Origin of the sequence: Microcystis sp. M20BS1, assembly GCF_020245305.1 — a bacterium.
GTDB classification, from domain to species: domain Bacteria; phylum Cyanobacteriota; class Cyanobacteriia; order Cyanobacteriales; family Microcystaceae; genus Microcystis; species Microcystis ichthyoblabe_A.
On sequence record NZ_JADBUZ010000101.1, the window covers coordinates 1 to 19,725 of the forward strand.

At 42.5% G+C, this 19,725-nt stretch carries 19 protein-coding genes and 1 tRNA gene; 6 read left to right on the forward strand and 14 right to left on the reverse strand.

From position 1 onward, the window contains the following. Positions 1–166: 166 nt before the first annotated feature. The 5 genes from IM507_RS10130 to IM507_RS10150 all read right to left on the reverse strand — a co-directional run bounded on the left by IM507_RS10130 (position 167) and on the right by IM507_RS10150 (position 4,137). Entirely contained in the window at positions 167–427 is a 261-nt protein-coding gene (locus tag IM507_RS10130; RefSeq protein WP_123230326.1) for a hypothetical protein, read from the reverse strand. 273 nt (positions 428–700) lie between these two features. Beyond that, a complete protein-coding gene (locus IM507_RS10135; RefSeq protein WP_287636957.1) occupies positions 701–1,918 on the reverse strand; it encodes an ATP phosphoribosyltransferase regulatory subunit in 1,218 nt (405 codons plus the stop codon). Positions 1,919–1,956: 38 nt separating this feature from the next. Continuing rightward, positions 1,957–2,895 carry a J domain-containing protein gene (locus tag IM507_RS10140; RefSeq protein WP_287636958.1) on the reverse strand — a complete coding sequence of 313 codons (939 nt, stop codon included), beginning with the start codon at positions 2,893–2,895 and terminating at the stop codon, positions 1,957–1,959. A 37-nt stretch (positions 2,896–2,932) separates the two neighbouring features. Further along, the gene (locus IM507_RS10145) at positions 2,933–3,754 is read right to left on the reverse strand and encodes an inositol monophosphatase family protein (protein ID WP_287636959.1); all 822 of its coding nucleotides are present in this window, start codon (positions 3,752–3,754) and stop codon (positions 2,933–2,935) included. A 14-nt stretch (positions 3,755–3,768) separates the two neighbouring features. Then, positions 3,769–4,137 carry a 2Fe-2S iron-sulfur cluster-binding protein gene (locus IM507_RS10150; protein ID WP_002737677.1) on the reverse strand — a complete coding sequence of 123 codons (369 nt, stop codon included), beginning with the start codon at positions 4,135–4,137 and terminating at the stop codon, positions 3,769–3,771. 570 nt (positions 4,138–4,707) lie between these two features. On the opposite strand from IM507_RS10150, the gene IM507_RS10155 reads away from it, so the two are divergent. After that, positions 4,708–5,478: an FkbM family methyltransferase gene (locus IM507_RS10155; protein WP_123230322.1), complete on the forward strand. Its 771-nt coding sequence runs from the start codon at positions 4,708–4,710 to the stop codon at positions 5,476–5,478. On the opposite strand, the gene IM507_RS10160 is transcribed toward IM507_RS10155, so the two are convergent. Together IM507_RS10160 and IM507_RS10165 are read right to left on the reverse strand one after the other, a co-directional pair. After that, entirely contained in the window at positions 5,461–5,727 is a 267-nt protein-coding gene (locus IM507_RS10160) for a hypothetical protein (protein ID WP_002745877.1), read from the reverse strand. The two genes, IM507_RS10155 and IM507_RS10160, sit on opposite strands and share 18 nt — an antisense overlap. A gap of 12 nt (positions 5,728–5,739) precedes the next feature. Further along, entirely contained in the window at positions 5,740–6,681 is a 942-nt protein-coding gene (locus IM507_RS10165) for a homogentisate phytyltransferase (protein WP_069474128.1), read from the reverse strand. A 62-nt stretch (positions 6,682–6,743) separates the two neighbouring features. Between IM507_RS10165 and IM507_RS10170 the strand changes: the two genes are divergently transcribed. Next, a tRNA-Ser gene (locus IM507_RS10170) sits at positions 6,744–6,830 on the forward strand. A gap of 111 nt (positions 6,831–6,941) precedes the next feature. Here IM507_RS10170 and IM507_RS10175 read toward each other — a convergent pair. After that, positions 6,942–7,604: a class I SAM-dependent methyltransferase gene (locus tag IM507_RS10175; protein WP_002735180.1), complete on the reverse strand. Its 663-nt coding sequence runs from the start codon at positions 7,602–7,604 to the stop codon at positions 6,942–6,944. A gap of 106 nt (positions 7,605–7,710) precedes the next feature. Between IM507_RS10175 and IM507_RS10180 the strand changes: the two genes are divergently transcribed. Beyond that, complete coding sequence (locus tag IM507_RS10180; protein ID WP_042790758.1) at positions 7,711–10,788, forward strand: hybrid sensor histidine kinase/response regulator; 3,078 nt, start codon at positions 7,711–7,713, stop codon at positions 10,786–10,788. Between the two features lie 673 nt (positions 10,789–11,461). Continuing rightward, on the forward strand, positions 11,462–12,397 hold the full coding sequence (gene miaA / locus IM507_RS10185) for a tRNA (adenosine(37)-N6)-dimethylallyltransferase MiaA (RefSeq protein WP_036396432.1): 936 nt from the start codon (positions 11,462–11,464) through the stop codon (positions 12,395–12,397). Here the strand turns inward: miaA and IM507_RS10190 are convergent. From IM507_RS10190 to IM507_RS10200, 3 genes are read right to left on the reverse strand one after another with little or no spacing between them, the layout of a single operon-like run. Next, positions 12,339–13,745 carry a DUF2079 domain-containing protein gene (locus IM507_RS10190; protein ID WP_123230321.1) on the reverse strand — a complete coding sequence of 469 codons (1,407 nt, stop codon included), beginning with the start codon at positions 13,743–13,745 and terminating at the stop codon, positions 12,339–12,341. The two genes, miaA and IM507_RS10190, sit on opposite strands and share 59 nt — an antisense overlap. A 12-nt stretch (positions 13,746–13,757) precedes the next feature. After that, positions 13,758–14,615: an amino acid ABC transporter substrate-binding protein gene (locus tag IM507_RS10195; protein WP_123230320.1), complete on the reverse strand. Its 858-nt coding sequence runs from the start codon at positions 14,613–14,615 to the stop codon at positions 13,758–13,760. Positions 14,616–14,651: 36 nt separating this feature from the next. Then, complete coding sequence (locus IM507_RS10200) at positions 14,652–15,671, reverse strand: AI-2E family transporter (protein ID WP_123230319.1); 1,020 nt, start codon at positions 15,669–15,671, stop codon at positions 14,652–14,654. Between the two features lie 265 nt (positions 15,672–15,936). Between IM507_RS10200 and psbM the strand changes: the two genes are divergently transcribed. Next, a complete protein-coding gene (gene psbM, locus IM507_RS10205) occupies positions 15,937–16,044 on the forward strand; it encodes a photosystem II reaction center protein PsbM (protein WP_002745897.1) in 108 nt (35 codons plus the stop codon). A 980-nt stretch (positions 16,045–17,024) separates the two neighbouring features. Here the strand turns inward: psbM and IM507_RS10210 are convergent. Continuing rightward, positions 17,025–18,026, reverse strand: a complete 1,002-nt coding sequence (locus IM507_RS10210; RefSeq protein WP_002737262.1) for a pentapeptide repeat-containing protein — start codon at positions 18,024–18,026, stop codon at positions 17,025–17,027. A gap of 649 nt (positions 18,027–18,675) precedes the next feature. Between IM507_RS10210 and IM507_RS10215 the strand changes: the two genes are divergently transcribed. Continuing rightward, the gene (locus tag IM507_RS10215) at positions 18,676–18,840 is read left to right on the forward strand and encodes a hypothetical protein (protein ID WP_184891188.1); all 165 of its coding nucleotides are present in this window, start codon (positions 18,676–18,678) and stop codon (positions 18,838–18,840) included. Positions 18,841–19,104: 264 nt separating this feature from the next. Here the strand turns inward: IM507_RS10215 and IM507_RS10220 are convergent, their stop codons facing one another. Next, positions 19,105–19,257: a type I restriction-modification system subunit M N-terminal domain-containing protein gene (locus IM507_RS10220; protein WP_002779014.1), complete on the reverse strand. Its 153-nt coding sequence runs from the start codon at positions 19,255–19,257 to the stop codon at positions 19,105–19,107. Between the two features lie 89 nt (positions 19,258–19,346). After that, positions 19,347–19,721: a hypothetical protein gene (locus tag IM507_RS10225; RefSeq protein WP_002752795.1), complete on the reverse strand. Its 375-nt coding sequence runs from the start codon at positions 19,719–19,721 to the stop codon at positions 19,347–19,349. Positions 19,722–19,725: the final 4 nt, after the last annotated feature.

A 19,725-nucleotide genomic window follows, 5' to 3' on the forward strand; every position in this document is an offset into this window, starting at 1 on the left:
AATTCAGGGGATAAAGTCATCATATTGTCGATGATTTCAAACAGTTTAATTATCTGTTCCCTCTTAAACTCCTTTTCATATAATCCCCTGATTAACCTCCACTTCCACTGTTCCCGTTCTGGCAGCTTCCCAGTAGTCGCTTTTGTTTTCAGGTGTGCCATGACTATTATAGCAAAGGGATTGCTGCTTGCTTCCAATTAGTCACTGATAACTGATAACTGATAACTGAATAGAGTTTGTCAGCGAAACGTTTTTTTGTCTTTGCTGAAGCGGTAATTCGTTTGAGTTCTTTTTCTAGGGATTCGGGAATTTGTGTCCAATCAATTAGTTGGTGAACTTCAGGAAAGAAGAAGTATAAAAACGCTTCAAAATACTCGGTTAATGCTTCTTTCCAGGGTTCATCATAATTGGCGGTTGGTTGTTTCATAGCAAGTCGCTACCAATTGGAAAGTTAGGCACTCATCTAAATCTATTATTCCCCATAAATATCATCAATGCTACTTGTCGTCACAAAACTTCCCATTAGAGCAACCTACATCTACATCTTTGTCCTGTAGGGGCGAAGCATTCGGATAAAAAATCTACGGTTTCACCGATAGGTTATTGCCCGAATGCTTCGCCCGTACTTTTTGCCGCAAACCCTAGATAGAGTCCTATAGCAGCGGGCAGAAGGCAGTATTTTCGCCGCTTTTGCCCCCTTTTAGAGAGATTCTTCGATCACGGAACCATCTTCTTGCACCCAGGCGAGATTTTTAATCATTCGATCACGGGCATAGGTGCGAATTTGTGCCTCGCTGCGACCACCTAAATCGATCGCCACTCTCAGATTCGGATCACTGGTGCGAAGGGAGCGAGCTTTACTAAAAGTCGCTATCTGGGCGTTATTACCCAAAGGGATAAGCAACCAGTCGAGGGGGGCAGCTTGAGTGGGTAAAGTCTGGCCTGATAATAAACTTTCGTGCAGTTCTTCGATATTCAGGGAAAAACCGATACCGGGAGCCGATTGACCCTGGGGATGAAAAACGCCCAATAATTGATCGTAGCGTCCGCCCTGGCCTAAAATACTGAGATTTTGCTGGTGATCACTAACCGCTTTAAAAACGATGCCGGTGTAGTAATCAAAGGTTTGAATGAGACTTAAATCGAGAATTAGGGGGAAAGGACTAGAGCGATCGGCATTAAGCAGCTCTACTAGGGATTTAAGGTTATTAACGGCTTTTTGGGCTGATTCTTCCTGGGCTAATAGGGCCACTTGTGCGAGGACATCGTGAGGATTACCGCGCAGGTGAAATAATTTTCGGGCTTGCTGCCGGAGGGTTTCGTTGGGATAGGGAAGATTTTCGAGGCTAACATAGTCCAGGAGGGCTAAACAGCGTTTCACCTGTTCGCGTAAGGGACCGGGAAAAGGGGAAAGTAGGGAACGAGTCAAACCCGCTTCTCCTAAAATAATCTGCCAGTTAGGGACGGCCAAACTATCGAAACAGTCAGCCAGGAGCAGTAAAATCTCGGCATCAGCTAGTAAACCGCCAGAAAAGAGCAGTTCTACCCCCGCTTGATAGAATTCCACTTGACGACCGTGATAACTGGCGCTAGGGCGACGAAAAACGTTAGCCCGATAACAGAGACGTTGGGGATAGGACTCCCCACTCATGCGGGTGACGGCACTACGGGCAATGGAAGCGGTTAATTCAGGGCGTAATCCCGATAGTCCTTGACTATCCCCGTGGAGTTGGATCACGGTGCTGGGATCGATCGTACCGCCTGCGGTGAGGGTATCGAGCCATTCAATGGTGGAGGTGACGATCCTTTGATAGCCCCAACGTTGAAAGACAGACTGAAGGCGATCGTTAATCCAGCCTTTTTGGGTAACTTCTAGGGGTAATAAATCCCTTGTCCCCGCCGGGGGTTGATGAATCATGGGAGTTTGCTAATCAAAATCGGTGGCACTGGTCAGTCCTATTTCTTTTTACCACCAAATCGAGACCAAAAACCGCCCTTGCGCTCTCCTTCCTCTTTTTGTTCTTTCTGGTCTGGCATTTCAATCTTAGAATTAACTACTTTATCTAGTTCCCGTTTGCACTTAATCACCGTCGCATCTTGGGGGCTGGTTTTCCAGGCCCGGTTGATATGAACCCGGGCCATGGACAGTTGATTTTGTCGCAGGTAGGCTAAACCGATCAGGGCGTGACAGATGCCATTATCCGGTTCTTGCCGCAGGGCATCGCGCAATTCTCGCAAAGCTTGGGCGGGGTTATTTTCGTCAAGAGAGGCTTGGGCGCGGCGAATATAGGCTTCTAGGGGCGATTCCTTGCCTTTAGTCTGGGCTGCTGTGGTGACAGCCGCGACCACTAACTCGGACTGGTTAGTATTGCCCTGGGAGATAAAGACTTTCGGGGTGGTTTTCCTGTTGCCCCTACCTTCGGTTAAGATCAGATAAACGAGATTGAGTTCACTGAGTTGGGCGATTTTCTGATAGGTATTTTCCAGGGCGGTATATTGATCGATCGCCAAAGATTGCAGGATTTTTTGATAGGCTAATTCGTAGTTAGCGCTAGATTGGGCTAGTTTTCTAGCTGGTTCACTACTGATGGTGATTTTACTCAAATCTCTCCCCATTGCCTTGCCCATTTGTGCTAAAACAAGGCGAAATTCTTCGCGAGATAGATCGTGGCTCAGATGTTCGTAGGCGGGGTTAACTAATTTTGAAAGTAACTGATGAGCCTGTTCTTTTTCATCGGGGGTGTAAGTGCGACAGGTATCAGGATGGAGTTTATAGGCGATTTTTAAGTAACGCTGGCGAATCTCCTCCTGTTCGGCATCGATCGAGACTCCTAAAATAGCGAAGTGATCGATTAAATCATATTGAAATAATCCCTGGGAAATTGGAAAAGTCATAGAGAGTATCCTAACTTTAATCAAAATGATAATCGCATTAAAACTGAAAGCTCCAAGAAGCCGCTTTTTGCAGAGCTTGGCTTAAGGGGGTGTGAATCTGTCCGTTAGTAGCCAGGATTCGCCCCGTTTCTATCAAAAAAGGACTCTCATCGTAGGCGCTAATTTTACCCCCAGCTTCTTCGATCAGAATAACTCCCGCGGCCAGATCCCAGGGATTAATTCCTCGTTCCCAATAACCATCTAAGCGCCCACAGGCCACATCGGTTAAGTCGTTGGCAGCGGAACCGCTGCGGCGTACCCCTTGGGTCAGATGGGTCAAATAACAGAATTCGGCATAATTATTATCGGGGGTTTGACAGCGATCGTAGGCAAAACCCGTCACCAGTAAACTTTTTTCTAGTTCACTGGTCCGGGAGACATGGATGGGACGACGGTTCAGGGTGGCCCCCAAACCCCGGGCTGCCCGAAATAGTTCCTTTCTAAAGGGGTTATAGATGACTCCTACTGCTGCTTTCCCTGCGATCAGTAGTCCGATAGAGACGACGGATACGGGATAACCGTGGGCATAGTTGGTGGTTCCGTCGAGAGGATCGATCGCCCAGAGATAGTCGCTATCGGTCCCTGGCAGTTTTCCCGATTCTTCCGCTAAAATCCCGTGTTTGGGAAAGTGACGGCCAATAATTTTGAGAATTTCTGTTTCCGCTCGACGATCTATTTCCGTCACTAAATCGCCCGATCGCCCTTTTTCTTCTATTGTCTCGATTTTACCCCAATTATCGAGGATAATTGTTCCCGCCGCTAGGGCGGCTTCGCTGGCAATGTCTAAGTATTTTTCTAATTGGCTGCTGGTATCTAGCACGATTAATCCCTAATCTATTCCTCATCTAAGGGTAAACCAAAACGCACTTTCCCACGAGCAAAAAAGCGACCGAATTGCAGTTCATAGACTTCATCTTCGTCTTGGGTGGCTACTTCCAGATCGCCACGGGCATAACTGACACAAAGTAAAGCATAACCTCTGGCTTTTAATTCCGGCGATAGTCCGATCGCTTCTGGTTGATGGATATCTCCTGATAATACCCTGACCGCGCAGCTGGTACAAGCTCCATTGCGACAGGAAAAGGGTAATTGATAGCCCTGTTTTTCCAGACTGTGGAGTATATAGTTATCCTCAGGAACGGTGGTGGTAATTTTTTCGCCCGTCTGACGATTGTTAACGGTGATTTGATGATATTTAGTCATAGTTTAGTTAGGCGGAAATTAAAGCTGTAATTCTAGATAGTTCTGAATTTAGGGGCTATTTTGGTCAGCCGTCTTGATTATATCATAAATCATTGCTCAAATAGTCATCATAATCTCTATAAATACTTCCTGACAAAGGGGGCGGTTTTCGGGGAATTTGCCTAAATCTAAGAATCTCCTACCATCATCTTTAATCCTCAAAAATCTACGCGCTTGAGATAGGCGAAAAATCAGCATCTTTTCTTAAATTACAATGAAATTGATTAATGTTAATAGTTCTCACAAAACGTTTAGGAGAGAGAGAATTATAAGGTTTCAGGCTGGGAATAGATTGACGCACGATTTATCTATTTGAAAAGATTGGTTACAATTTTGTAAATCTCTCCTAAGGATTTAGCCTGTCTCTTAATACTGCATTACTCAGTTATTATCAATTACAAGTCAGCATCAAATCAGGTTATGCTCGATGATCCGATGTATAGGAGAAACACTGTTTAGTTTTCCTTTCCCCTTGACAAAGTGACATTAATCAGCTACAATACGAGTCAAACCATTTGTTAAGAAATTATAATGTTAAAAATAGCTGCTAAAAGACTATTAAATTCTTGGGGTTTCGCTCTATATAAGACCAAGTATTTACCCTTTGGGTGTGATTATAAGGAAGATATTAATAGACTCTCTCCCAATTTAAAAGTAGAGATCATCTTTGATGTGGGAGCTAATTTAGGACAATCGGCACTTCACTATCGTCAAAAGTTTCCCCAAGCCAAGATATATTCTTTTGAACCAGTCACCAAAGCCTTCCAAAAACTACAAGCCGCTACCAGCAAAGATACTAACATTTTTTGCTATCAATTAGCTCTTACAGATCGAGATGGACAAGAAGAAATAGTTACCATAGGGACGAAAGGAACCAATTCTTTGAAAGCAAAACCTGATCCCTCTTTATCCCTACAAAATGATCAAACAGTGGAACTATTTACTTTAACAAAATTAGATAGCTTTCTCGAAAATAATCTGGTTAATGTTGAATACATAGACATTTTAAAAATAGACACAGAGGGTTTTGAAATTCCAGTTTTACAAGGAGCATTAAATACTTTAAAAGCGGGAAAAATTCGCTATATATTTGCCGAAACTACTCTCCGGAATAAGGATAAAGATCATACTAATTTTTTTGAATTGAAAAAGTTTTTAGAACCTTATAATTTTAATCCAATAGGTTTCTATGATTTAGTTCCGTATTGGGGTGGCGGTAATGCGATAGACTATCTAAATGTTTTATTTAAACGTTGGGATAATCAATCATCATTGAGGAAACTATTACTTAATCTCTTTTAATCTAACTGCACCGTCGATAATTGAGATTTCCTGGGAGCCAATTTGCATGATCGCATCTAATCCCTTGCCGATAATTTTAACTGCTGGGGGACGACTTTTCTGCACGGTCATCAGTAGAAAAAACTCCTCGCTACCCGTGGCTAAAATGCGCTCACCTGTATTAGTTTTCTCGACTTTTAAAGTCACGGGAGTGATAAAAGTTCCCTGCATATTTGCCCCATTTTGAGTGATAATAAAACTACCTAACAAAAGGAGATATTTTTATATTAAACAAGCAAGGGGAAATATCAGGTATTCCAGGAAGAATAATTTCCAAATAAATTGGTAGAATCGGCTGATTTCGCTTTTATCTTCTAAATTTACTCCGCGACTACGCCACCAAAGAAGAACAAGTAGGAGCAGATGGGCGACAATGGCCAGAGGAGAATTAATTCCCGTTATTCCCAAGAGACCGACGACAATCATACCTGCATAACACAGAGAAATTGTCAAGAGAGAAATTGTTAAGATTTTTTCTGGGCCGAGCAGCAGGGTAAAAGTGGTAATTTGGTAAATGCGATCGCCTTCTAGGTCAGGAACATCCTTGAAAATAGCGATCGCAACGGTGAAAACGAGAACAAAAGCGGTTAAAACCCAGACTGAGGGATAGATAGACTGATTTTGATTAATAACTGTGTTGTAGTGGCGAAAAAGACCTAAATTAACGATGACACCCCGGACGGTAAAAATACAGAAGGCTGCCCAGAGGGGAAAGCGTTTTAACCGCACTGGTGGCAAGGAATAGGCAGTGCCGATGAGTAAACTAATCCCCACGGTGATTGACAGCCAAAAACCACCGATAAAAGCCAGTATGATTGCTAAAATACCGCTAAAACCCACGATCAACCCGCCTGTTAACCGAGAAAATTCGCCCTTGGCTAGGGGAAGATGGGGTTTATTGATTTTATCGATGTCGATGTCTTCCAACTGATTTAAACCGACAATATAGACATTACCCGCAAGACAAGCAGTCCAAGTGAGCAATAAAACCGACCAATGGCTAAAAAAATCGCTAATATTGCCTAAAGCAATCAAATACAGACTTAAAACACTTAAAGAAGTGCCGATAATCGTATGGGGACGGGAAAATTTCCAGAGACTCCCTAACCGGTCGAGAAAGTTAGGCCGGGGATGGTTAACTGGAAGAAAAGGAGCTTGATTCATAAAAAAAAATCAATCCTAGGACAAGTAATCTGTTAAAATAATAATCCAGACTCAAACCCTGTGGAGAGGTGGCAGAGTGGTTGAATGCGGCAGACTCGAAATCTGCTTTAGGGTCACACCTAACGTGGGTTCAAATCCCACCCTCTCCGTTGAACTGATAACTTATAACTTAGTGCTGTCGTTAAGGAGCTTAAGGGATGTAGCGTTGTCCTGGGTGGTTTCCGCAAGAGCAAAAGCTTTTCTAATACCTCTTAGCTTATTCACTTTTTCATGGCCAGGGTCAAACCATCACCAATAGGAATAATACTGATATTGACCCGTTCATCCTGCTGAATTTTGGCATTAAGGGAACGGATAATTTTGGTGCGATTATCATTGCTATCGGCCGTCGCTACCCGTCCTGACCAAAAAACATTATCAATAGCGATAATTCCGCCGCTTCTGACCAATTGCAACGCCTGTTCGTAGTAGCAATCATAATTACTTTTATCGGCATCGATAAAGACAAAATCAAAACTATTACTTTCTCCCCCGGCGATTAATTGATCTAAAGTCTCCAGGGCCGGGGCAATTCTTAAATCGATTTTATCGGCGACACCGGCCTGCTGCCAATAACGGCGGGCTATACTGGTATATTCTTCCCTCAGATCACAGGCGATGAGCTTGCCTTGCGGGGGTAAAGCTAAGGCTACCACTAGCGCACTATAACCGGTAAAAACCCCTATTTCTAGGGCTTTTTTCGCCCCGATCGCCTGTACCAAAAAAGCCATAAACTGACCTTGTTCGGGGGCAATCTGCATGACTGCCAGGGGTTGAGAGGCAGTTTCTTGACGTAATTGAGCTAAAATCGGAGATTCTCGCAGACAGATAGATTGATAATAGGAATAAAATTGTCGATCGAGTCCAAGAGTTTGATTAGCCATAAAAAAATTCCTAGTGGATGGATTTATCGGGTAAAATTCTGGGTAATCTGAAGCTAGAGAGAGCGCATTGGTTGACCAAAAAGGAAGACTTGGCAGGAAGCAAATCATGATGAAACCCGACTGGGATCATTTCTTTAACGAAGATCTCGAACAGTTGTTAGAGAGTTTAGAAGACAAAGACACCGACGGTGACGAGACCCTAGACGAACTTAGCTTTTTATTTGAGCAGACTTCCCCGCCAGCGGCGAGGTATGGGGCTTCTCTTGACCAAACCCTGTCTTTCTTGCCCTTAGAACCGGAATTAGCAGAACTTTTTAGCGATAGCATCAATTGGGAAGAAACCGCCACTAATGATCTTCATTCTACCCGTGGGACTGCTGCCAAGTCAGAAGCCGAAGATTGGGATGATCTGGAATCGCTGCTGCTAGAAAATGCAACAGTCCAGGACTCAGAGGCAATTATAACCATCAGCAACCCGAATTTTTACGACAGCCTCGAAGACTTAGAAGCTTTTCTGGAAAAACCCACTCCACCAGCGCAATCGCCACTGCCGGACATCTTTGAATCCCTAGAGGTCTTCCTCTGGGAATCCACAGCAGGGGAGCCTCTGGCCGCGACAGAACCTCTCCAACGGTTAGAATCACTGGAAATTGCCACGGAAAGCTCCCCAGAGCCTGAATTCAAGGATTTAGAAAAACTCCTCGAAGAAACCAATCCACCGGTCGGGTTAAATAACCTGCGTCCCCTTGTTGGTAAAGCTTTTGAACAGACGATGCGGGTGCCGATCAAACAATTGGACAACCTCAGCAATCTGATCGGGGAACTGGTGGTTAAACGCAATCACCTTGAACAGGAACAGGATCGCCTGCGTCTCTTTTTAGATAATTTGCTAACCTGCGTCCAAAATCTCAGCGATGTGGGCGTTCGGATGCAGGATCTCTATGAAAGAAGCCTCCTAGAAGGGGCTTTACTGGCTAGTCGCAATGCTGGTGGTGCCATCGGTTACGATGGAGTTCAGGGAAAAAATCAGGGCAATTCGACTATGACTGGGGAACTAGATGCCCTAGAGATCGACCGTTTTACCGATTTCCACTTATTATCCCAAGAGATGATCGAATTGATCGTGCGAGTGCGAGAATCGGCCTCTGATCTTCAATTTGTCGTCGATGAAACCGATCAGGTGACGCGCAGTCTGCGACAGGCTACCACCCAACTACAGGAAGGGATGACCAAATCGCGCATGGTTCCCTTTAGTCAAACTGCCGATCATCTACCCCGGGCAATTCACGATATTTCCCTGAAACTGCACAAACAAGCCAAATTAAAAGTGGAAGGAGGGGGTGTTCTCATCGATCAGATGATCCTCGAAAATCTCAATAGTCCCATGATCCATCTGGTCAACAATGCGATCACCCACGGCATTGAATCACCCGAAGAACGCCTGGCCAAAGGCAAACCTGTCCACGGTACGATCTCGGTTCGGGCATTCCTACAGGGCAATCAAACCGTGATCACCGTTAGTGATGATGGGGCCGGTATTGATGTTAATCTGGTTAAACTTAAGGCGATCGAAAAAGGCCTGATCAGCGATCGGGAAGCTCAAAACCTCAGTACCCAAGAAGTCTATGAAATTCTTTTTCATCCCGGTTTTAGTACCAAAGATCAGGCCGATGATTTTGCCGGTCGTGGGGTGGGTTTAGATGTGGTGCGTACCAGTTTAATCGATGTGCGCGGGACGATTACTATTGACTCGGTACTGGGCCAAGGAACCACTTTTACCCTCCGTTTACCCCTAACCCTGAGTATCTGTAAGGCCCTCTGTTGTGTTAGTAATCATGCTCGCATCGGTTTCTCCATGGACGGAGTGGAAGATGTGAGGGATTTCCGGGCCAGGGATATCCAAATGGATCGGGAGGGACGGCGCTGCGTTTTCTGGCAAAACACTTTACTACCTTTCCAACCCTTGAGCGATTTGCTTTCCTACAATCGACAACTTAGTCGCGGTAGTTTTTACACCGGCAAACAGGGGGAAGACTCTTTTGCGATCGTGATCCTGCGCGGTGGTAATAATCTCCTCGCGGTACAGGTGGATCAAGTGATCGGGGAACAGGAGATCGTGATCAAACAGATTGAAGGACCGATTCCGAAAACGGCTGGGATTGCTGGGGCGACGGTTTTAGGCGATGGTACGGTGATGCCCGTCGGCGATGTGTTAGAGTTGATCGACATCGCCAGCGGTCGTCTGCGTATCGATAACGGTGGTCTTTGGCGCCAATCCGTACCGCCTGTAGATGTGGAAATTAGCCAAAAATCCGAGGCTATGGTTCTGATTGTCGATGATTCGATTACTGTTCGGGAATTGCTCTCTTTAAGCTTTAGTAAAACTGGTTATCGTGTGGAACAAGCTCGGGATGGTCAAGAAGCTTGGGAAAAATTACGCGGTGGTTTGCCCTGTGATATCGTTTTTTGTGATATCGAGATGCCCCGCATGAATGGCCTGGAATTACTGTCTAATTTGCAAAAATACCCCCGATTAGCGACGATTCCCGTGGCTTTGTTGACTTCCCGAGGCTCGGAACGTCATCGTCAGGTGGCGGCGAAATTAGGGGCCAGTGGTTATTTTACCAAGCCCTACACGGAAATAGATTTACTCTCGGCAGCTGAAAGAATGATTGCGGGGGAAGTATTACTAGCTAATAGTATTAAAGCGACCTCTAATCAGCTTTCATCCTCCGATACAACGATTATTGATAGTGATCCCGCTAATTTGTTAGCACAATCGAGTCCTCTCGTCTTGATTGTCGATGATTCGTTAATAGTGCGGGAAATGTTAGCGATTTCTTTGGTTAAAGCTGGTTATCGCATTGAACAGGCCCAGGACGGTTTAGAAGCATGGGAAAAATTACAGGCCGGATTAGCTTGTGATCTGATTCTCTGCGATATCGAAATGCCTCGCCTGAATGGGTTAGAATTACTCTCTCGTCTGCAAGAGGATGAACAACTTCAGGGGATACCAGTGGCGATAATTGCCTACCAAGGGACGCAAAAAATGCAGCATCTTGCCGCCGCTAAAGGGGCAAAAGGTTATTTTGTCAAGCCCTATATTGAGGATGTTTTACTTTCAGCAGCCCAACGTTTAATCGCTGGTGAGGTATTAATCCAGAAAGAAAGTTCCGTGGATTAGCTGAGGTTGAGTAGCTGGTTATAATCAAATTTAAAATGGATTTTAGGTTCGATCCCCCCTGCTCCCTAGGGTTGATTCATTTAAATTAAGTACAACTGATGCTAAATTCAGTTATTAAAAACTGATTATTTATTCTCCGTTTTGCCTGAGTGCCTCTCTTGATATGTAGTCCATACTCAACGGATTTAGTATGATAAGCATTTCAGGGCTCAGGAAGAAAGTATGGGGAAAATAGGCCAGCAATTCTAAATTTGCCCTGTAATAAGGCTTTTGGGAGTTAGTTCGCATAATACGGGGTAAAATTCAATGGGATGGCGAATTTCATTTCACGAGTCTTCGGGCTTTTGACGTGATAGTACACCCAAAGTTGCGCCAAAAATCCCCCTTTAAAATGTTCTTTAAATCCCTAAAAGGCTTGCTGTGTCTAAAACTGAGAATTGCTGAGGATTTTGCCGATAGCTTGCAGATGTTCTTGTAATTGCAGTTCTTCTTGAGCATTCATGATGCCTACATCTGGTATGGTTAGTTTAGGACTAATTATCCTCTATCTCCCTCTTCCTAGCCATCAGCATTTATACTCATTACATATCTGGGATGCTCCCCGTTGAACAAGCAATTTCCGATAGTGATAGGTCAAGAATCCCCCGTCACAGCGCAGCTTGACGGTGGGAGTATGTCAACTATTCTGATTGTTATTTGTGGGGCAACTGCCACAGGAAAATCCAGTTTAGCCCTACAATTGGCCGAAAAGTTTAATTCAGTAATTCTCAGTGCCGATTCCCGACAAATCTATCGAGAATTTAATATTGGTACTGCTAAACCTAGCTTAGAAGAATGTCAGCGGATTCCCCATTATCTAATTGATATTTGTGATCCTCAAGATAATTTTACCCTAGCACAGTACCAAGAACAGGCTGAGAATTTAATCAGCAATCTCCAATATTCTCCTCTGTTTTTGGTCGGTGGTACGGGACTTTATATCAAGTCCATTGTCAAAGGTTTAAAAATACCGAGGGTTTCTCCTCAAGCGGATTTGAGACGGCAATTACAAGCTTTAGGACAATCCTATCTTTATCAAATTCTAATGCAGGTAGATGAAGAGGCCGCTAAAAAAATTCATCCCCATGATCAGGTCAGGACTTTACGCGCTTTAGAGGTTTTTTATGTGACAGGAAAACCTATCTCTAGTCAGCAGGGAGAAAATCCCCCCACTTATCCAATTTTACAAATTGGTTTAGACTGTTCCCCAGAAAGTTTAGACAAGCGGATCACTGTTCGTACTCATCAAATGATCACAAGGGGATTAGTAGCAGAGGTGCAGAATTTGGGGGATAAATACGGTTGGGATTTGCCACTTTTGCAGACTTTGGGTTATGCAGAGATTAAGCAATATCTCCTCGGAGAAGTTTCTTTAGAACAGGCGATCGATCTAATTATCCTCCACACCCGTCAATTTGCCAAACGTCAGCGCACTTGGTTTCGTGCCGATGCTAATATTGTCTGGTTTCCCGTCGATAAAGAAAATTTATTGGAATTGGTGGAACGAAAAATTATTTTGTTTCTTGAGGGGTTGTCAAGGCCCGATATAAAAACACATCATCCTGATTAACGATTAACTGAAAGCTCTCATTTTGATTCAGTTTATTTAAGTGATCATCAATTAGTTCTGGTGAACTAGACCAACCGGGATGACGGCGATCAAGTAGAATATAATTAAATTGATTTAAATCTAGGGATTGGGAACCTTCGATCGCTAATTTGATCATTTTCCGATGGGTAAGATGGGGGGCAATTCTAGAAGTAGTCAAGACACTGTCACTGGTGGTAATTTGGGTAAGAGCTTTTTGGGTGGCGGACCAAGTATCGAGGGAATTTAAATACAGTGACCAAAAATAGCCGTATTTAGCTAGGGCAAAAAAGGCAATAATTGCCCAAGTAATTATCCATTTAGGTTTTTTTAACCAGTTACCATTATGGGCTAAAGTGGCGATAACCGCTAGAAATAAAAAGGGCAAAATTGGCAGGGAATATTGAGTGGTTAAGTTTTTTTGTGGGGCATGATCTGCTAATAAATTTAAAGCGATTGCGGGAATAGCGGCAATTATTGCGGTAGAATAGCGCCAAGATAAACCCCAAACTAAGGGAATAATTAATAGGATGAGGTATTCTAGATTATTGCCAGTAAAGATTTTTCCTAAGACAAGATCGGGTTTGAGGAAAAGATTAAAGATAATTGCTGGCAAACTATCTCCTAGATAACTATATCGAGAATCAGCCATTTCAATAACTGCCGATTTTCCTGTCAGGAGAGGGATTAATAATTTCGTGGTGATAATAAACCAAAGAATGCCGCTAATCATAGCAATTATTCCTGGGATTTTTTTCTTTTCCCAGAGAAGTAACCAGATACCCATTCCCAACAATGTTAAAGAGAGAATTGCTTTACAACCGAGAATAATAATAATTCCTAGACAAAATCCCCAGGGATTATTTAATCTTGCCGCTAAAACCGTCCAAAAAATGGCTGGCACTGCGATAACTTCTGGATGAAAATCAAAGAGATTAACGTTAAAAATCAGGGGATAGAGCAGATAAACTAAGGCTAATGTATAAGCTTGTTTTTCTTTTAATCCCGCTTGTATTGCCAATTGCCAGAGGGGAAAAACGGCAAGGGAAAGGGAAAAAGCTTGCAAGAAAAGCAGCCAATAAACGCTAGGATAAATTTTATAAAGTAAGGCTATAGGATAGAGAATAAAAGCGATATGATCGCCTAAGATATGGTAGCCAACAAAAGATATAATCGGTGGTTTAGCTTGAGAAATTAAGTAAACTCCCTGATCGAACCAACCAAGATCAAGAGCATTAGATTGAAATAAAATATGTCTGATAGCACTGCAAATAAACAGGATTATTGTAGCGCAACCAATTAACCAAAATAAATCATTCTTTTTGTGCATAATCGTTAAATTTTACTGGGATCTTTCGGGATTATTACGACAATACTGCCAAGTATCTCTAAAATAAGAAGCAACTTCAGTAAACCATGCTTTAAAAATATTTCTGTTCTCACCGGTGACGATAACCCCATTAATAAACTCTTGCCATTGGGGATCATTAGCGGGAAGAATAAAACCATAATAATCACAATTTAAAGGATTGGGGGGTATAAGTTGATAATCTTGTTCTAAGGATAAACCGAGAATGACAGCTTCTCCAATTAGCAGAATCCCATCACTAGCAAAAGCATCTATTCTATTCCTTCTTAAACTTTGAATACCTCGCAGTCTTCCCGTCACTCCTTGAAATTCTTGATAGGTAGCAAGAGGATATTTTTGTCTTAATAATTCTTGAGTGGTGGTATCTCGCAAAACTCCAATACTTATACCTTCTAAGGACGAAGAAAAGTTAAAATTATTCTGATTATCACTCCGAACTAAAAACTGAGTTCCCGTGACAAAAAAAGGACGAGAAAAACTGACACCATCAGGTATATTTTTTCTGATACTATTAGGACCACACTCAAAATCAACGGTTTTATTTTCCAATAACTGGAAGCGATTAAATAAAGTCGATTTATAAATTTTTACACTGATTATTTGGAGGTTTAATTTGTGCTTGAGTTCTTCTCTAAGCAATTGGATAAAATCTAAGCACAATCCCTGTAAATTATTATTACTATCTCGATAGCCAAACGGAATGGCATCTTCTCTCATCGCTACTTCTAATAATCCCGTGCGTTTAATTTTTTCTAGCACTGTTTCAGATTTAGCTGGGAGAGTAGCAAAAACATTAGATAAAATAACGAGAGTAAGAATGATTAATTTCATGGTTTTTGCCGAGATTATTTAAGATTTGTTATGGACTTAATCCCACTGATCTAAAATGTCTTTGAATAATAATTCATCTAACCATGTTTTTACTACCACTGTCAAAGGTAAAGCCAATAATAAACCTAAGATGCCAAACATTTGAGCGAAGAAAATTTGAGCGATTAGGGTAATTGCCGGTAGTAAAGATACCTGTTTAGCCATGACAGTGGGTGTCAGCCAATAACTTTCGACATTTTGGATAATAAAATAGAGAATCAGAATAGCGACAATTTTCCAAGGTGCATCGATAACAGCAATGAGGATCGGAAAAATCACACTAGCAGTCGGTCCGATATTAGGGATAAAATTGAGCAATCCTGCTAGGATAGCATGAACGAGAACTAGATTAATTTGTAGAACCAAAAGACCGAACCCACTTAATAATCCTACCATAGTTGAACTAATGGCAATTCCCAACAACCAATTACCTAAACCCGTTTCCGATAGGGTAAGAATTTCCTCAGCACGACGACGATAGAAGTTAGGAAATAATTTTAAGAAAGCTTGTCGATAGGGTTGGGGGTTGGCTAACATCATCATTGCTAACACCAGCACGAATAATAATTGCAAAATTGCCGCAACCGAGTTAGAAAAGAAAGTAAAAAAGTTACTAAAAACAAAAGTTCCTAAAGGTTGTAACTGCTGGACTAAATCAGTTAAATTAGGCAGGGATGGCAACCAATCAAATTGAAATTGTTGTCGCCATTGAATCGAGTTATTGCGGACTAAATTCCAAGCTTGCGGTAAAAGTTCAATTAATTTTTGAAACTGTTCGATAAAGGGGGGAACAATAATTATAAAAAATAAAATTGCAATTCCCAGACTCGTCAGCAGGGTAATTAAAATAGCCAAACCCCTTTTAATACCTAATCTCTGCAATCCTTTCACACATCTATTTAAGGCTACGGTAAACACGATCGCCATAAAAATCAATAATAACAGCTGTCGAATCTGCCACAATACATAAAGAGCCATTATTAAACAGATAAACCCCAACCACTGACCAAATTTCACGACCTTAATTTATCCTATCGGGACAAATTTTATCATACAGCAGTCCGCCGTCAGTGGTCAGGATTCAGGATTCAGTCTTCGGGAGATTATTTTTATTTATTCTCTCCATCTCCCCATTCCCCCATTCCCCCACTTCCCCACTTCCCACTTCCCCACCTCCCACTTCCCACTTCCCCTTTCAAATCAGCAACGCCTTGGCTTCTCTAGGATGATATTCTAGGAGTTAATCTTTATGTAAATCCGTTGTCACAGAGGGAGCTAACTCATGCAAGTAAATAATCTCGGCTTTATCGCTAGTATCCTATTCGTCCTAGTCCCCACCGTTTTCCTCTTGATTCTGTTTATCCAAACCAGAGAGGAAACCGAGGGTTAAATTCCTTCCCTATCCAGGGTAAGTGCATCTTAACAAGCCTTGACAAAATGAACTTTATGTGAGTTGCTTACCCAGAGAGCGATTCAGGCATCTTTGAGGAGAATTGGCCATCTCAATTGTTAGGCAAAAATCGACCCATTTGGTCGATTTCCTAACTATTTTGATTGACTGGTATCACTTGAAATGCCCATGCGGATCACAAAATTGGCCAATTGTCAATAGCGTTTGAGATGCTCTCACCCTGCTTCCCTATCCCTATTCTTCCTAAAAACCCCGGTGATTTCTGGAAGTCATGCGGGGTTTTTCCCTTGAATTAGGGGAAAATGCCAGTTTCGTCACCTGATCCTCAATCCGCTGAGTATAGGCTACTTATGAGGACAAGCACTTATGCAAGAGGCAAGAGGCAAAAGGGTGAATAAATAAAGTGATTTCTGATCAAGAAGATACCTGATAAGTAGTTGGAAAAAAGTAAAGTTAACTGTGGGGTAAGGAGTCGGTCGTCGGTCGTCAGTAAGAATTACGGCAATTTACATTTCTTAAGATAGACAACAGAATTTATGTCCGACTACTTAGTAACCATAATTGAGAAAGTTTGTGCCGCTTAAATAAAGAGGTTTTGATAACCAAATTAAAGCATATCTAAAGAGTTTTGAGTTAAAAGTTAAACTTCAGGTTTTCATTTAGAACCAATTCACTAATTAACTAATTTTTCCCAAAAAATTAGTTAACTCGCCATTATAACATATAAGTAGGTAGGCGTTAAAAGTTGTCATACACCCCCCTTATCAAGGGGGGCAGGGGGGATCGAACCTAAAATCCATTTTTAATTTAATTATAACCAGCTACTTAACTAATTTTCAAGAGTTCTATAATTCATAATTCCCACTCCCAACTCCGGCTCTCCCTTTTGCTGAAGAAAAACCCCACGGTTATAGAAATCTTGGCGGAAAAGTCTCTACAACCAGGTTTTTCTAGGAATATTAGGAAAGGAGATTGCCGCGACTACCGTTAGGAAGAATAGTTTCTTCAAGGGAAGCGGAAAGAAGATTATTTTCGGTTAAAATCGCCCCGATTAAATTAGCTCGTTTGAGATTAGCTCGTTTAAGATTGCTTCCCACTAAATAACTCAAGAGTAATCCCGCTTGGTGTAGATTAGCACCGGAAAGGTTAGCGGAGGCTAAATTAGCGCCGAGAAGATTACAACCGGTTAAGTTAGCTTGGCGAAAATTGGCTTTATTCGCGTCAGTTTTGCTTAAATCGGCACCGGTTAAGTTAGCTCCCTCAAAATCACTACAATTGAGGTTAGCTCCCGTCAGATTAGCTCCTTCCAGGTTAGCATAACGTAAATCCGCCCCCCGTAAATCCGCCCCGCGCAAATCGGCATAGCTGAGGTCGGCGTATTGAAGGTGGCAGTTTTCCAGATTAGCTTGATAGAGATAGGCTCGAATTAGGTTAGCCTCTTTTAAGTTAGCATGGCTAAGATTAGCAGAGCTAAGAATAGCACGAGTGAGAATAGCCCGTTTTAGGTTAGCTTTCTCCGCCATGGCATGGGTTAAAGTGGCTGAGGTGAGATTAGCCGCTTCCAGATTCGCCTTGAACAGTTGAGCAAAAAGTAGGCTACTGTGAATTAAACAGGCAGAACTTAAATCAGCCTTTTTCAGAACAGTATTACTCAAAATTGCGCCGCTTAGGTTACTTTGGTGCAAATTTGCCCCAGAAAGAGCGGCTTTAGTCAGGTTAGCATCGATAAGACAAGCTTTGCTTAAATTGACTTCTTCTAGGTCAGCAGCCTTGAAATTAGCGTTAATTAAACAAGCTTCGGTTAAATTGGCTTGTCTTAAGTAACTATGACTTAGGTTAATCTGGTTTAAACACTGTCTCTTTAAATTGACTCCGCTAAGTCTGACTTCCGCAAAGTTGCGTTCACCTCGATTATACAGTTCGATTAGATGCTCACGATCGATTAAGGCATTGCTACTCATAAAATAACTAAATTGTCCTGGAAGGTGATTTCCAGAGAATTGGTTGGGGAAAATTACTGATCATGAAGTCGATCTCTAAGATTAGTACAGGGAGCGACTGGGGATTTTTGCGAATAAATAGAAATTTTCAACCAATTATGGGCTTAAAATCCCTATTGGCAATTACTGAAGCGGGTAAATAACCACAAGAATCGGGGTTCAATACCAAAAACAACCTTTACCTAAACCCGCCACTTGTTACCAGCCAGGTCTAGGCATTAAATTAGAGAAGTCTTGTGCGTCAGTTTTTCTGACTGAATCTACTGCCTCGCCGATGTCTTGACTCGGTATCATACAGTTGAATTTGTTAGGTCTGCTTAGTCAGTCCAGTAGCCAACAGGCTAAAACTCTTAATCACCAGATTTCGGGGACTTTCTAGTTGAGCAATCATAAAACTTCGTGAAAGTCAATCCCTCTTAAGGATAAATCGCCCCATTCTCTTCCCTGAAGCCTTGGCTCAACCAGTTTATCAGTTTGTGGTCTGTTTTGGCAAGAGGCGTTAATGGCTTTTCAGTAATTCCCAAGGCAAACGGTAACACAGAATACAGAATCATTCTTACTCTTGCCCTTCAAAATCAAGTGAAGGGTTTGAATAGTGGGTTTCGGGGGAATGGAAGTCAAACAACTGAATTTTATGGGGATGCTGAACTATTTCCAGGTAGTTATCGCCGGGATAACTGACCCTCGAAATGCCAGCAATGCCAGCCGCTACAGTCTGAAAGACTCAATATTAGTGGCATTTGCCGAGTTTTTTCGCCAGAATGAATATTTCTAGAATATCAGCGTCAACTTAATATAAGTAGTCGTGCAAAATTAATTTCCTAGTCGAGACAGGAGACTCCGAGACGGGAGACGGGATACAGCTGTTAGGGATCGGATTTGAGTTTTCAGTTCACTGTTTACTCACAGCAGAAGTCTGACGGAGTAGTGGCTTAGATGTGTAATTAATTGTGCTTAGATAATTAGCGATCCTAAATCATTTTCAAAAAAGTGATAAGACAATATTGAATGTTTAACTATACCAAAGACAAAATGATTTTTATTTGGGGTTGTAGAAGGCAAATCCTGATTTTTTGCAGAGGAGGGGATCGAGGTTGTCGAGCTTGTCTTTGTAATGGTTATAGGCTGCTAAGACCTCCTCTTTGGTCGGCTCTAACACGCAGTCGAAGCGACGCAGCACGGTGAAAGGCAAGATGACATCTTAATATTTGCCGCGCTTAAAGGTATCGCGGATCAAATCCGCGATACTCCAAATAAAACTTACCTTGTCACCGAAGTTGTTCATCTGTTAAGACCGCAGTTTCCCCGCGACCAACCCCATTCTTCCACTCCCACGGAAATTTGCGAACCGGGACGGACATCTCCTTTCGATAAGTCTATCAGAGTGACACTGACTGCGGCGAATAAACTGCCCCGATAAATCGGCTGTCCTTTGTTGTTAGTATTTTTAAAACTAAGACTAGAAACTTGGGGAGGTTGACCGGAGCGTGTCCAGCGAATGCGCTCAAAACGTCCATTGATAAATTCTGCTGAATAGGACCAACCGTTATTCATGCGGCCTCGACAAAAAAGCTGTTGTGTGGCTACAGTAGCGGGAATATTGACAGATAAACTCAGAAGGCTGAATGTAGCGAGAGCGATCGGCAAAAATTTCATAAAA

Coding starts and splice junctions, on each gene's coding strand:
- IM507_RS10130 (WP_123230326.1), bottom strand. CDS start 427: ATGAAACAACCAACCGCCAATTATGATGAACCCTGGAAAGAAGCATTA.
- IM507_RS10135 (WP_287636957.1), bottom strand. CDS start 1,918: ATGATTCATCAACCCCCGGCGGGGACAAGGGATTTATTACCCCTAGAA.
- IM507_RS10140 (WP_287636958.1), bottom strand. CDS start 2,895: ATGACTTTTCCAATTTCCCAGGGATTATTTCAATATGATTTAATCGAT.
- IM507_RS10150 (WP_002737677.1), bottom strand. CDS start 4,137: ATGACTAAATATCATCAAATCACCGTTAACAATCGTCAGACGGGCGAA.
- IM507_RS10155 (WP_123230322.1), top strand. CDS start 4,708: ATGTTAAAAATAGCTGCTAAAAGACTATTAAATTCTTGGGGTTTCGCT.
- IM507_RS10165 (WP_069474128.1), bottom strand. CDS start 6,681: ATGAATCAAGCTCCTTTTCTTCCAGTTAACCATCCCCGGCCTAACTTT.
- IM507_RS10175 (WP_002735180.1), bottom strand. CDS start 7,604: ATGGCTAATCAAACTCTTGGACTCGATCGACAATTTTATTCCTATTAT.
- IM507_RS10180 (WP_042790758.1), top strand. CDS start 7,711: ATGATGAAACCCGACTGGGATCATTTCTTTAACGAAGATCTCGAACAG.
- miaA (WP_036396432.1), top strand. CDS start 11,462: ATGTCAACTATTCTGATTGTTATTTGTGGGGCAACTGCCACAGGAAAA.
- IM507_RS10190 (WP_123230321.1), bottom strand. CDS start 13,745: ATGCACAAAAAGAATGATTTATTTTGGTTAATTGGTTGCGCTACAATA.
- IM507_RS10195 (WP_123230320.1), bottom strand. CDS start 14,615: ATGAAATTAATCATTCTTACTCTCGTTATTTTATCTAATGTTTTTGCT.
- psbM (WP_002745897.1), top strand. CDS start 15,937: ATGCAAGTAAATAATCTCGGCTTTATCGCTAGTATCCTATTCGTCCTA.
- IM507_RS10210 (WP_002737262.1), bottom strand. CDS start 18,026: ATGAGTAGCAATGCCTTAATCGATCGTGAGCATCTAATCGAACTGTAT.
- IM507_RS10215 (WP_184891188.1), top strand. CDS start 18,676: ATGGAAGTCAAACAACTGAATTTTATGGGGATGCTGAACTATTTCCAG.
- IM507_RS10225 (WP_002752795.1), bottom strand. CDS start 19,721: ATGAAATTTTTGCCGATCGCTCTCGCTACATTCAGCCTTCTGAGTTTA.